The sequence below is a fragment of the Qipengyuania nanhaisediminis genome (genome assembly GCF_045862805.1).
In the GTDB taxonomy this organism is placed as follows: Bacteria; Pseudomonadota; Alphaproteobacteria; order Sphingomonadales; family Sphingomonadaceae; genus Erythrobacter; species Erythrobacter nanhaisediminis_A.
Genome location: NZ_AP025760.1, coordinates 1,909,671 through 1,922,513, shown reverse-complemented (window position 1 = coordinate 1,922,513; position 12,843 = coordinate 1,909,671). Strand labels below are relative to the sequence as shown.

The 12,843-nt window shown below is 63.9% G+C and carries 11 protein-coding genes; 5 read left to right on the top strand and 6 right to left on the bottom strand.

Features of this window, described 5'->3' with window-relative positions:
- The first annotated feature begins 5 nt into the window (after nucleotides 1-5).
- Nucleotides 6-1,904: an XrtA/PEP-CTERM system amidotransferase gene (locus tag ACKTSM_RS09265; RefSeq protein WP_407874371.1), complete on the top strand. Its 1,899-nt coding sequence runs from the start codon at nucleotides 6-8 to the stop codon at nucleotides 1,902-1,904.
- A 223-nt stretch (nucleotides 1,905-2,127) separates the two neighbouring features.
- Nucleotides 2,128-3,051, top strand: a complete 924-nt coding sequence (locus ACKTSM_RS09260) for a crotonase/enoyl-CoA hydratase family protein (protein WP_407874370.1) — start codon at nucleotides 2,128-2,130, stop codon at nucleotides 3,049-3,051.
- A 42-nt stretch (nucleotides 3,052-3,093) separates the two neighbouring features.
- Here ACKTSM_RS09260 and zapE read toward each other — a convergent pair whose 3' ends face one another.
- Genes zapE through ACKTSM_RS09245 form a run of 3 tightly spaced genes read right to left on the bottom strand, consistent with a single transcriptional unit; the run spans nucleotide 3,094 to nucleotide 5,497 of the window.
- Complete coding sequence (zapE, locus tag ACKTSM_RS09255; protein ID WP_407874369.1) at nucleotides 3,094-4,209, bottom strand: cell division protein ZapE; 1,116 nt, start codon at nucleotides 4,207-4,209, stop codon at nucleotides 3,094-3,096.
- Nucleotides 4,206-4,691, bottom strand: coding sequence for a PaaI family thioesterase (locus tag ACKTSM_RS09250; RefSeq protein ID WP_407874368.1), 486 nt, complete (start codon nucleotides 4,689-4,691; stop codon nucleotides 4,206-4,208). The genes zapE and ACKTSM_RS09250 overlap by 4 nt, the downstream gene beginning before the upstream one ends.
- Nucleotides 4,692-4,705: 14 nt before the next feature.
- A complete protein-coding gene (locus ACKTSM_RS09245; RefSeq protein WP_407874367.1) occupies nucleotides 4,706-5,497 on the bottom strand; it encodes a succinate dehydrogenase iron-sulfur subunit in 792 nt (263 codons plus the stop codon).
- Between the two features lie 177 nt (nucleotides 5,498-5,674).
- Here ACKTSM_RS09245 and ACKTSM_RS09240 point away from each other — a divergent pair, with 177 nt between their 5' ends.
- On the top strand, nucleotides 5,675-6,409 hold the full coding sequence (locus ACKTSM_RS09240; RefSeq protein ID WP_407874366.1) for an SDR family NAD(P)-dependent oxidoreductase: 735 nt from the start codon (nucleotides 5,675-5,677) through the stop codon (nucleotides 6,407-6,409).
- On the opposite strand, the gene ACKTSM_RS09235 is transcribed toward ACKTSM_RS09240, so the two are convergent.
- A complete protein-coding gene (locus ACKTSM_RS09235) occupies nucleotides 6,406-6,690 on the bottom strand; it encodes a hypothetical protein (protein WP_407874365.1) in 285 nt (94 codons plus the stop codon). The two genes, ACKTSM_RS09240 and ACKTSM_RS09235, sit on opposite strands and share 4 nt — an antisense overlap.
- Nucleotides 6,691-6,777: 87 nt before the next feature.
- A complete protein-coding gene (locus ACKTSM_RS09230) occupies nucleotides 6,778-7,794 on the bottom strand; it encodes a phosphoribosylglycinamide synthetase (protein WP_407874364.1) in 1,017 nt (338 codons plus the stop codon).
- Between the two features lie 166 nt (nucleotides 7,795-7,960).
- Between ACKTSM_RS09230 and ACKTSM_RS09225 the strand changes: the two genes are divergently transcribed.
- Nucleotides 7,961-8,596, top strand: coding sequence for a class I SAM-dependent methyltransferase (locus ACKTSM_RS09225; RefSeq protein WP_407874363.1), 636 nt, complete (start codon nucleotides 7,961-7,963; stop codon nucleotides 8,594-8,596).
- Nucleotides 8,597-8,686: 90 nt separating this feature from the next.
- Here the strand turns inward: ACKTSM_RS09225 and ACKTSM_RS09220 are convergent, their stop codons facing one another.
- Nucleotides 8,687-11,503: a ribonuclease E/G gene (locus ACKTSM_RS09220; protein WP_407874362.1), complete on the bottom strand. Its 2,817-nt coding sequence runs from the start codon at nucleotides 11,501-11,503 to the stop codon at nucleotides 8,687-8,689.
- Nucleotides 11,504-11,941: 438 nt separating this feature from the next.
- Here ACKTSM_RS09220 and ACKTSM_RS09215 point away from each other — a divergent pair, with 438 nt between their 5' ends.
- Nucleotides 11,942-12,826, top strand: a complete 885-nt coding sequence (locus tag ACKTSM_RS09215; RefSeq protein WP_407874361.1) for an N-acetylmuramoyl-L-alanine amidase — start codon at nucleotides 11,942-11,944, stop codon at nucleotides 12,824-12,826.
- The last annotated feature ends 17 nt before the right edge of the window (nucleotides 12,827-12,843 follow it).

Here is a 12,843-nt window from a genome sequence, read left to right as displayed (position 1 = left end):
CAGTCATGTGCGGGATTGCAGGCCTTTTTCACGCCGAAGTGCCAAAACCGGTCGACCCCTTACGGGTCGAGCGAATGTGCGATGCCCTCGCGCATCGCGGGCCCGACGGGGCGGGCGTTTGGACCGCGCACGGTGTAGGGCTGGGACACAGGCGACTGTCCGTGATCGACCCTGTCGGCTCGCCCCAGCCCATGCACTCCGCCGATGGCCGGGCAGTGCTCGTCTTCAACGGCGAGATCTACAATTTCCGCGAATTGCGCAGCGAACTCGAACGCGAAGGCGCGCAGATCAGGACTAATGGCGATAGCGAGCTGATCTTGGCTGCCTGGCAACATTGGGGCACCGGTTGTCTCGACAGGCTGCACGGCATGTTCGCTTTCGCCCTTTACGACCTCGACAAGCGGCAATTGCTTCTGGCGCGCGACCGCTTCGGGGTCAAACCGCTCTTTCTTGCGTATCTGTCGGATGGCAGCCTTGCCTTTGCCTCCGAGCTTAAGGGCTTGCTTGCGCATCCGCTCCTGCGTCGCCGGGTCGACCCGCGCGCGCTCGATGCCTATTTAACCTGGGGCTACGTTCCCGATAGCCACGCGATCCTGTCGGGGGTCGAGAAGCTTGCTGCGGGACATTTCCTCCTGCTCGAACAGGGGCGCGCACCCGAAGGCCAGCGTCGCTGGTATGATGTCAGCTTCACCGAGCGCGAACGTGGCAGCGAAGCCGATCTTTCCGCGCAGCTGGTTCATCTGATGCGCGAAGCTGTGCGCTCGCGCATGGTGGCCGATGTGCCGCTCGGAGCGTTCCTTTCAGGCGGTGTCGATTCGTCGAGCGTCGTCGCCTTGATGAGCGAGACGAGCACCGATCCGGTCCGCACATGCTCGATCGGCTTCGATGTCGGCGAACTCGATGAAACCTCCTACGCCGAGCAGGTCGCGGCGATATTCCAGACGGACCACCGAACACGCCGCGTGAGCCGTGACGATTTTTCCGCGATCGATCAGCTCGCGGGAATCTTCGATGAACCCTTTGCCGATGCCTCGGCGCTCGCAACCTTACGGGTGTGCCAGCTTGCCCGCGAGAACGTGACCGTTGCCCTGTCGGGCGACGGCGCTGACGAGGCTTTTGCAGGGTATCGCCGACAGGTTTTTCACCATCACGAAGATCGCTTGCGCGCGCTTTTGCCTCAAGGCCTGCGGTCACGCCTGTTCGGGCCGCTCGGCCGGGTCTGGCCCAAGGCGGACTGGGCTCCGCGTCCGCTGCGCGCCAAGGCGACCTTGCTGGCGCTGGCGGAGAGTTCGGAGGCGGGATATGCGCGCGGATTGTCGGTCAACACGACGGCGATGCGCGATGCACTCTACAGCGATTCCATGCGAAGCGAGCTGGCCGGATTCCGCGCCGAGGACGAGCTGATCAATCATATGCGCGAGGCCCCGGCACGAAGCGGTCTCGACCGCGCGCAATATGCCGACCTCACGTTCTGGTTGCCCGGTGACATCCTCACCAAGATCGATCGCACCAGCATGGCGGTCAGCCTCGAGGCGCGCGAACCCCTGCTCGATCACCGTCTCGTCGAGTTCGCGGCGAGGCTGCCCGAGCGGATGCGGGTGCGCGGAAACACGGGCAAGTACCTGCTCAAGAAGTGCATGGAGCGCTATCTGCCGCGTGACATACTCTATCGGCCCAAACAGGGGTTCGTGACGCCGGTCTCACAATGGTTGCGCGGTCCGCTCAGCCACGAGGCGCGAGCCTGTGCGACGAGCTCCATGCTTGCCCAATCAGGCTGGTTCGACCCGCGCTTGCTGACGCAGCTCGCAGACGAACACATATCCGGACGCAGCGATCACGGCCGGATCCTGTGGCAGATGATTATGCTCGAAAAATCGCTCGAACGACTGGGCGTCAGCGGGTGATAGAGCGCCAGGCAAGTTGAGCAAACACTAGCGAAGGACCGGTGAGAAATCGGGGGCCAGGTGTTTCGTATTGAGACTCTCTTTGCCGGAATTGTTCAAATATTTGTTTGCCAGCTTTCCGATCGGTAGCTTACAAGTCTGAACGAGGCCGGCCGCAGGGCCGCTCATCCGATAGGCGCCACAGACGCGCCTTGGGACGCAACGGGAAGGGCGGAGTCAGTTCATGGATAGCAGCGCGAGCAGGGCCGTGCCGTTCAGCGAAGAGAGCGAAATGCTCGCTGAAAGCGCGCTTCATGCCACGGTGCCGCAAGGGCTCTACGAACTGACAGAGCTTGATGTTCTCTATGAACAAAACCCGGCAACCCTCTGGACTTTCATGAATCCCGAGCAGCGACCGAGCTTTACGCCGGGCATGCTGCTCGACTTCGAGGCCTGGCAGGACCTGATCGAGGGGGGCTTCGGCGCTGACCGTCTGCCGCTGCGCTATCTGGTGCTGGGCAGCCGCGCGCCTGACGTCTTCTGCTTCGGCGGCGATCTCGACCTGTTCCAGCGCCTGATCCGCGAACGCAACCGCGACGGGCTGGTCGAATACGGCCACCGTTGCTGCCGAATACTCGATCGAAACATCCGCACGCTCGATATTCCCATGCTCACGATCGGGCTTGTCCAGGGCGCGGCCCTGGGCGGCGGGTTCGAGGCGCTGCTGTCGTTCGACTACATCGTTGCCGAGCGCCAATCGACCTTCGGCCTGCCCGAGATCATGTTCGGCCTCTATCCCGGCATGGGCGCGCACGCATTGCTGTCGCGCAAGCTGGGAAGCGCGATGGCCGACCGGATCATCGTGTCCAACGAGACCTACACCGCCGCACAATTGCACGAGATGGGACTGGTCGATGTCCTTGCCGAGCCGGGCGACGGGGTGAACGCGGTGCGCGATTTCATCAAGAAGTCAGAGCGCCGCCATGCCGGTCTCGTCGGCGCGAGGCGGGCGACCAAGCAGGTCTGGCAGCTCGAACTGGCCGAACTCAACCGGATCACCGAGATGTGGGCCGATACCGCGCTGCAATTGCGCGAACAGGATCTGAAGGTGATGAGCCGCCTCGTCGCTGCGCAGGCCCGGCTCGCCGAACGCACCGCCGCGGCCTGATCGCACCGTCTAGAACCCGACCGATCTACCGGCGCGCGGTGTTCAGTCTCCGGCCCCGTGGCCGAGCGCCATGTATTCATCGCTCTGCATCTCGTTCAGACGGCTGACCGTGCGTTCGAACTCGAAACTCCCGTCGCCTTCCTCGTAAAGTTCTTCGGGCCGCGTCTGAGCGGTCGCGAACAGCTTGACGCGGTGTTCGTAAAGCGCGTCGATCAAGGTCACGAACCGCGCCGCCTCGTTGCGCATCTCCGGGCCCATCCGGGGAATACCGACGATGATGACGGTGTGGAACGCGCGCGCGATGGCGAGGTAGTCGGGCGCACCGCGGGGTTGGCCGCACAACCGCTTGAAGCTGAAAACCGCAACCCCTTTCAATGACTTGGGCACATGGAGGCTGCGCCGCGGGCTGACCTGCAAGTCTTCCGAGGGCACATTGTCGGCGTCCTCGGGCGCAAAATCGGTGAGCCGGAAGAAAGCCTCGCGCACCTTCGCCGTCGCCTCGGGGCCGAGCGGGATGTTCCAGGTTGCCAGATCGCCGATCCGCTCGCGCCGGTAATCGACCGGGCCGTTCAGGCTCACCACGTCGAGCTCGGCTGCGATCAGGTCGATGAAGGGCAGGAAGTGCTCGCGGTTGAGACCGTCCTTGTAAAGGTCGCGCGGCGGGCGGTTCGACGTGGTGACGATCGCGACGTCCTGCTCGCAGATCAGCTCGGTAAACAGGCGGCTCATGATCATCGCATCGGCCGAATTGTTGACGACCATCTCGTCGAAAGCGAGCACGCGGACATTGCGCGCGATCCGCGCCGCGACGGGCGGGATCGGATCGCCCTCGTGGTTCTCGCGCGCCTGCCGCATGCCATCATGAACCTCCTGCATGAAGGCATGGAAGTGGGCTCGGCGTTTCCCCTCGATCGGCAAGGTCTCGTGAAACAGGTCCATCAGCATCGATTTGCCGCGACCCACGCCGCCCCACATGTAGACGCCCTCGGGCCGGCCGGGTTGCCTGCCGAACAGGTTGGCGAGAAATCCGCGCTTCTCGTTCGAATTGAGCGCCTGCTGCAAGGTCTCGAGCCGTTCGGCCGCGCGCCGTTGGTCGGCGTCCTCGCGCAATTCCCCCGATGCGACGAGCTGTTCGTAGCGGGCGAGGATCCCGGTCATGCGGGTCGGGCAGAGGCGCGGGCGCGCATCTTCCTGACAATGCCCGAATAGCTGGCCACGATATCGTCGTCCTGCACGCACTGGCCACGGATGAAGACCATGCTGCCGGTTTCGCGCACGATCTCGTTCACCGCATCGAGCGGGCGCGTCATGTCGCCTGCGCACACGAACTGGGTCGACAGTTCGAGCGTGACCGAAGGGCCGGCATTGCCGCTGCCAATCGTGTGCATGGTCGTGAACATCGAAATATCGATCAGCGCCAGCGTCACCGCGCCGTGGATGATCCCCTGCAGGTTCTGGTGGCGGCGCTCGGGGATCATCCTGAGGCGCGAACGGCCATCGTCATCGACCCGGGTGATGAGCTTGCCCATCACCGCGCTGTTGAACAGCGTTTCGTCCTTCAGGTTCCAATGCCGCCAGCCCGGATTGGCGGGATCGGGCGCGTGTTCGAACACGTCGCTGTCGAGAGTGCGGGGCGCCATTTTCGCAGCGCGGATCAGATGGCGCGTTCGGCCATCATCTTCTTGGTCTCGGCGATGGCCTTGGCCGGCGAAAGCCCCTTGGGGCAGACATTGGCGCAATTCATGATCGTGTGGCAGCGATAGAGCCGGAACGGATCCTCGAGCTGGTCGAGACGTTCGCCGGTCATCTCGTCGCGGCTATCGGCGAGCCAGCGATAGGCCTGGAGCAGGATTGCCGGTCCGAGGAACTTGTCCGAATTCCACCAATAGGACGGGCACGATGTCGAGCAGCACGCGCACAGGATGCACTCGTAGAGCCCGTCGAGCTTTTCGCGCTGTTCGGGCGATTGCAGCCGCTCCTTGCCCGAAGGGGTGGTGCTGACCGTCTGGAGCCAGGGGCGAATCGAGGCATATTGCGCGTAGAAATGGGTGAAGTCGGGAACGAGGTCCTTGATCACTTCCATGTGCGGCAGCGGGGTGATGCGCACCTCGCCCTTGAGGTCCTCGATCGCGGTGGTGCAGGCAAGGCCGTTCTTGCCGTTCATGTTCATCGAGCACGAACCGCAGATACCTTCGCGGCACGAGCGGCGGAAGGTGAGCGTGGGATCGACCTCGTTCTTGATCTTGAACAGGGCATCGAGAACCATCGGGCCGCAATCGTCGAGGTCGAGTTCGAACTTGTCGTAGCGCGGATTTTCCCCCGAATCAGGATCGTAGCGGTAGATCTTGAAGGTCTTGACCCGCTTGCCGGCCGTGTCGCTCCCGGCCTTGAAGACCTTGCCGTCGCGGCGGATTTTCGAGTTCTTCGGGAGGGTGAAAGTCGCCATTGTTCCTGATCCTGGTTAGCCCGCGACCCTTACTAGCGGCTGCGGGCCGCGAGGCAAGGCGACAAGTGTTGCGTTGTCCGCCTGATCTGTTGTTTTCGATGCAGTTTGGGCAGGCAGGGCAGCGCAGATCTTGGCTGTCCGGGGAACCGGGAAGGGTCCGCGCGGCTTGTTCGGGCAATGGCCAGTCACCCGAACCATCCCAGGTCCGCCGCGATTTTCGGTGCCAGCGGCGCAATCGGCCGCGCTCTGTGCGAGCGGCTCGCCGCCCTTGGCTGCGAGCAAATCCATGCCGGTTCGCGTTCGGGAGTGGAAATCGGTGTGCCCGGCAGCGTGCCCTTCGCCTTCGACCTCACCGACGAATCCTCGATCGCCGCCGCGGCGCAGCAGATGGCAGGCAAACCGCCCGAATGGGTGGTGATCGCAAGCGGAGTGCTCAGCCTTGCCGAAGGGCGCGGGCCCGAGCGGACGCTGAAACGGATCGACGCGGATGCGATGGCGCGGGTTCTTGCGCTGAACACCATCGGGCCTGCGCTGATCGCCAAGCACGTCCTGCCGCTGATGCCGCGTGAGCGCAGTTTCGTATTCGCGGCGCTCGGCGCGCGGGTCGGTTCGATTTCGGACAACCAGCTGGGCGGATGGCATTCGTACCGCGCCTCGAAAGCGGCGCTCAACATGCTGGTGCGCAATTTCGCGATCGAGATGGGGCGCACTCACGAACACGGCGTGGTGGTCGCACTGCATCCCGGGACGGTCGACAGCCGCCTGTCGAAGCCGTTTCAGAAAGGCCTCGCCGAAGGCCAGCTGACCGAGCCCGACGATGCCGCGAAAAGGCTCGTCGATGTGATGGCCTCGCTTGCCCCAGGGGACAGCGGCAAGGTGTTCGATTATGCCGGCGCCGAGATCCCGGCCTAGCCGGTCGCGAGCATCGCCCAAACGAACAGGAACGCCATCAGCGACAGCCCGATGAATGCCGCGCGCAAGAGGTGGCTGTGAGCGAACCGGATCGCCAGCTCGATCGCGCCCCCCAATGCTGCGAGCATGGTCACAAAAACGAGGAAATCGAACGCGGTCCAGCGGACCTCGGCTGTGAATTGCATCGCCACCAGCGGCACGGCAAGGATTGCCAGCGCGGCAAGCGCGAAGACCTTGCGGTATTGGCCGAGATCGGTGGTTTTCGAGACGTTAGCGGACATGGGCAAGCCCTCCAGCAATGTGGGTTCAGCCTCCAGCGCCTCTGACTGTGCCATTCCGCTCGCTCGCTCGCAAGGGCGGGGCCAATGCTAGAGCGCGATCAACCCGTTGCGCCGCCAGCTTTCGGCAAGCAATGTCTCGAGCAGATCCTGGTGGCTGAAGCCGGCCCTTGCGGCGGCCTTGGCCATGACCTTTTCTGACCACAGATTGCAGTTCAGGTTTATCTCGATGAAATTGATATCGCCGGTCGCGAGGTCGAGCCGGAATTCGATCCGGCCATAATCGAAAGGCAGGAACTCGCGCGCGAAGCGCCGTGCATATTCGGTGATGCGCGGCGCGAATTCGGCGTGGTCGAACTCCTTGAGAGCGGCTTTCTCGGTGTTCTGGACGAGGTCGCGCTTCTCGTAATAGGTCCACAGTTTCTGGGTGTCCTCGCGCTCGTACCACAGCATGGGCAGCGCGATCGGTTCATCCTTGATGGTGATGAATGCACATTGCACGTCATAGCCGTCGAGATAGGGCTCCACGAGCGCGTCATGGCCCTGGCCGTGAATGTCGGCGACCGCATTGGCCACCCCGGCAAAATCGAAGGCGTCCGAGATGCCCCAGCTTGCCGAAGAGGCATTGGGCTTGATCACCCAGCGACCCGCAGGGCTTGCCGGCAGATCGGCTTCCTCGACCGGCGCACCGCGGCGATAGCAGAACCAGTCGGCGGTCGGCACGCCGGCATTGCGCGCGACCAGCTTGGACACCGATTTGTCATCGCCCAGGCCGCGCAGGAAGGGCATGGCGCCGAGATAGGGCAGGCGGTGCATGTTGCACAGGACCGGGATCAGCATCTCGCTGTTCACGAACCCGCCGCGATTGAGCAGCGGAAACACGAAGTCGACAGGTGGCCGCGTAAACAGAACATCGTAGCTGTCGGCGAATTCGAGGTTCAGCCCGAGCTTTTCCAGGCTGGTGCGCACTTCGTGGTGGTAGATCGCGTGATTGCCATCCTCGGGATGCATTCCGCCGCCCCACTTGGCGTGCTTGGCCATGAACAGGAGCCGGACGCGCTCCTTGTCTTGTTCGGAAATGCGCAGCGGTGCGATGTTCTGGGACATTACGGCAGACCTTTACGACGATGGGTGTTCGAGCGCGGCGATTAAACGGGTGAAGCCCCAAGAGCCAGCATTTTCGCGCCTTTTGCGCGATGCGAAGAAGCGCTTGGCTCGGCGAGCAAACTGGGCGAGACTAACGGGGTCAGCGGCGGCGCGGGGAGGGCGCGTTATGGGCGTTAGGGATTGGTACGATGCGCATGTCTTGCCGCGGGTAATTGGCTGTGCATGCAGCACCGGGCAAGTGATGAAACGCCGGTCGCTGGTGGTGCCGCTTGCCCGCGGTGACGTGTTCGAACTGGGCTGCGGCGGGGGAATCAACCAGGGCTTTTACGACCCTGCAACGGTCACTTCGCTCAGCGGGATCGACCCTCATGAAAAATTGCTGGCGGGCGCGCGCGAGGCGGCACGCGAACGCGGATGGGCTGCTGACCTGCGTCAGGGTGTCGGCGAGGACATCCCCTTCGCAGACAGCGCGTTCGATACGGTCGTGTGCACTTTTACGCTGTGTTCGGTCGCGGACCCGGCCCGCGTGCTCGCCGAGATGCGGCGCATTCTGAGGCCAGGCGGGCAAGCCTTGTTTCTCGAGCACGGGCGTGCGCCCGATGCAGACGTCGCGCGCTGGCAGGACCGGATCGAGCCGGTCTGGAAGAGGCTCGCTGGGGGATGCCACCTGACCCGGCCGATCGGGTCGGCCTTTCGCGGCGCGGGGTTCGAAGTCGAGCCCTTGGGGCAGGGCTACCTGCCCAAGGCGCCCAAGTTCGCAATGTGGAACGAATGGGGCGCCGCACGAAGGCCGAGCGTGTGACCTGCCGAACGCTCAGGCGCGCGGAAGCAGGATTGCCATTGCTAGAGTGAAAAGGGCCGGCTGCATCAGCAACCGGCCCTTCCGATCAGGTCATTCGCCGAAGGTGCGCTGCCACCAACCGCGCTTCTTGCCCTCTGCACCGTCATCGGATTGCGCGCTGTCGGTGGCGGGGTCGCTTTCGGTATCAGAGGCGCGTGGCGTGTCGCCCTCTGCTTCGAGCGAGGCGGTATCATTGCCGGCCCCGGCCTTTTCGCGCTTGGCCTTGGTCGTGCTCTTGCGCCGCGGCTTTGCGGGCTTCTCGTCCTCGGTCGAAGTGCTCGCGGCATCGAATTGTGCCGCATCATCGGTCTTCTTCTTGCGCGGCGCGCGCTTCTTCTTGGGCTTGTCCTCGGCGGCGGAATCGCCGGACTTTTCTGATGCCGGGGTCGCGGCCTCGGTTTCAGCCTCGGCATCCTCGCCCTTCTTCTTGCGCGGTGCGCGCTTGCGCGCGGGCTTCTTCGCCGGTTTCTCGTCATCCGACCCGGTCGCCGCGTCAGCCATGGCTTCGGCGGTCTCGGGCGCTCCGTCAGGTCCGGCCACGACAGTCATGTCGTCCTTCACCTGGTCGGCAATGTCTTCGAGATTCTCGGCGGGAAGGTCCTCGGACGCGGGCTTTGCCCCGTCTTCGCCTTCATCTCCCTTGCGACGGCGACCTCGTCCACCGCGACGGCGGCGGCGCTTGGGCTTGTCGTCATCGTCGCTGCCGGCGTCCTCGGCTTCGCGACCCTGATCGTCCGACCCTTTGTCGTCATCCCCGTCATCCGAACGGTTGTCGTCGCCATTGCCATCATCGCCGCGCTTCTTGTTGCGACCGCGGCCTCCGCGACGGCGGCGCCGCTTCTTGCGCGGCCGCGAATCCTCGTCGCTATCGTTTTCGGCCTCGTTTTCGGCCTCGTCTTCGGCGATGTCATCGTCATCGTCGTCGTCATCGATGATGGGATCGAACTTGGGTGCCTCGGCAGGGCGCGGACCATGGCTCGACACGGTCATCTTCGCGCCTTCATCCTCGCCCTCGGGCTTGACCTCGACCGTCACGCCGTAGCGCTGCTCGATCTCGACCAGCTCGTCGCGCTTCTCGTTGAGGAGATAGATTGCCGCCTCGGTGCTGGCAGCCAGGCAGATGCGCGTTCCCTTGCCCTTGGCAGCCTCGTCCTCGATCAGGCGTAGAGCCGAGAGCCCGGCAGAAGACGCGGTGCGCACGAGGCCGGTGCCATCGCAATGCGGGCATTCGCGCGTGGTCGCTTCAAGAACGCCGGTGCGCAGGCGCTGGCGGCTCATTTCCATCAGGCCAAAGCCCGAAATCCGGCCCACCTGGATGCGCGCACGGTCGTTCTTGAGTGCGTCCTTCATCGCCCGTTCGACCTTACGGACGTTGGAATTGTATTCCATGTCGATGAAGTCGATCACGACGAGGCCGGCCATGTCGCGCAGACGCAGCTGGCGAGCGATCTCGCGCGCGGCTTCGAGGTTGGTGTGAAGCGCGGTCTGCTCGATCCCGTGCTCCTTGGTCGAGCGGCCCGAATTGATGTCGATCGAGACCAGCGCCTCGGTCGGGTTGATGATCAAATAGCCGCCCGATTTGAGCTGCACCATCGGATCATACATCGCCCGCAGCTGATCCTCGGCGCCGTAGCGCTGGAACAGAGGCACAGGATCCGAATAGGCTTTCACCCGGCGCGCATGGCTGGGCATCAGCATCTTCATGAAGGCCTTGGCCGACTTGTAACCATCCTCGCCTTCGACCACGACCTCCTCGATCTCGCGGTTGTAGATGTCGCGGATCGCGCGCTTGATCAGGTCGCTGTCCGAATGAATCAGCGAAGGTGCGGTGGATTTGAGCGTGGTCTGGCGAATTTCGTCCCACAACCGGGCGAGGTAATCGAAATCGCGCTTGATCTCGGTCTTGGTGCGGCTGATCCCGGCGGTGCGCACGATCAGGCCCATGGTCTTGGGCAAGGAGAGGTCGGAGACGACCTGCTTCAGGCGCTTACGATCGGAGGCGGAGCTGATCTTGCGGCTGATGCCTCCGCCGTGCGAGGAATTGGGCATCAGCACGGTGTAGCGGCCCGCGAGGCTCAGATAGGTGGTGAGCGCTGCACCCTTGTTGCCGCGCTCTTCCTTCACGACCTGGACGAGCAGGACCTGGCGGCGCTGGATGACGTCCTGAATCTTGTAGCGGCGGCGCAGCGCCATGCGCTTGGCGCGCACTTCGTCGACCTGTTTGGCGCGGCTGCGTCCCTTGCCGCCCTTGTCCTTGCCACCCTGGCGGCGGCGACCACGCCCACGGCGTCCGCGCCGCTGCTTCTTGTCGTCATCACCGTCTTCGTCGCTATCGGAAGCGTCGTCTTCCTCGGAATCGTCCTCGTCCGAATCGTCGTCCTCGTCGCTGTCGTCGTCGTCCGAATGGCCTTCCTCGATCGTTGCGACCTTGTCCTTTTCGGAGGTGTCGATTTCCTCGAGCCCGTCTTCGGCGAGGTCCTCGGCGAGGCTTTCCGCGCTTTCATCATCGGCGTCGTATTCGTCACCCGGGGTTACGCCCTCGTCCTCTTCCTCGGCGCGCAGGCGTGCTTCTTCCTCGGCGGCCTCGGCCTCTTCGGCAAGCAGGCGCTCGCGATCTTCCTGCGGGATCTGGTAATAATCGGGGTGGATTTCGCTGAAGGCGAGAAAGCCGTGCCGGTTGCCGCCGAAATCGACGAAGGCGGCTTGCAGCGAGGGTTCGACCCGCGTGACCTTGGCTAGATAGATATTGCCCTTGATCTGCTTGTGTTCAGCAGATTCGAAATCGAATTCCTCAATCCGGTTGCCCTTGAGCACCGCCACCCGGGTCTCTTCCGAGTGGCGCGCATCGATTAGCATGCGCGTTGCCATGTAAACTTCTCCAAACGCCGCTCTGCCGCATCGGTGGCAAGGCCACGCGGCGGCAGGATGGGCGCAAATTGTATGGGTATCCGGCCTGCCTCGTGGCGGAGCCGGTATTCGGGAAAGCGCGCGTCTGCGTGTGCGAGACGCGCGCGATGTACGTGTCTGCTGCGAGCGATGTGCGGAAATTTTCCGCGCTTGATCCGACGGCTACGCCCGCGCTGAAACAGCGCCTGGGTGTATCGTGCGATATCGAACGTCGCGTCACTGCATCAACCTGTGTGGGTCCGGCATGTGCATGAGCGGGGCCGGACAAGCATTCGAAACGAAGGTCCGCCCCGGCTGTCTGCCGATGCGCCCCGTTCAACGCTGATCGCTAGCACCGTGGGTTGGCTGCCGCAACTCTATTGCGCTTGGGCCGCGCAACATCCTAAGCGTCTGGAGGTCATGAGCCTTCGTACCTTGTTGTTGGTTATCCTTGCTGTCCCGGCGCTGGTGCTGGGCGGTGCGATGGCCGTGGGCGCGAGCATACCCGTGCCATACTGGGGACGGGACTATGTGATGCGCTTCCTGCTCGAGCCTCAGGGCGCACCGATTGCCTTGCCTGGAATCCGCGGGCCCGATGATCCGACCCGCCCATTGGTGGTGATCGATGCCGGTCATGGCGGCCGCGATCCGGGAACGGTGGGGCGCAGCGCAGCGGGGGCGAGCGTGCTCGAAAAGGATATCGTGCTCGCCCTGGCACGCGACCTGCGCGACGAATTGCTCGCGTCAGGCGGAATACGCGTGGCTCTGACGCGCGAAAGTGACAGCATCATCCCGCTTGCCGATCGCCCCGAGATCGCGCGCCAGCTTGCCGCTGACCTGTTCCTGTCGATCCACGCGGATTCCGCCGGTTCGCGCGCCGATGTCAGCGGGGCGAGCATCTACACCCTGTCGAACGAGGCCTCGAGCGAGGCGGCCGCGCGCTTTGCCGAGCGCGAGAACGCCGCCGACCGGTTGAACGGCATCGCGATCGAGGGACAGAGCGAGGAAGTGAGCGCGATCCTGGTCGAGCTCTCGCAGCAGCGCACCCAGGAAGACGCGACCGAATTCGCCTCGCTGATCGCGCGCGAGGGGGAAGGGCGCATCCGCTTTCACCCCCGCCCGCTTCGCTCTGCCGAACTGGCGGTGCTTCGCGCGCCCGATGTTCCGGGCGTGCTGTTCGAGAGCGGTTTCGTCACCAATGACGCCGACCGCGCATTGCTGGTCACGCAAGAGGGCCGCCGCGCCTATGCCGAGGTGCTCGCCCGCGCGATCAGGGTCTATTTCGCGCGCCGAATGGAGAGGTGAGACGCGCGTCCAAGCCG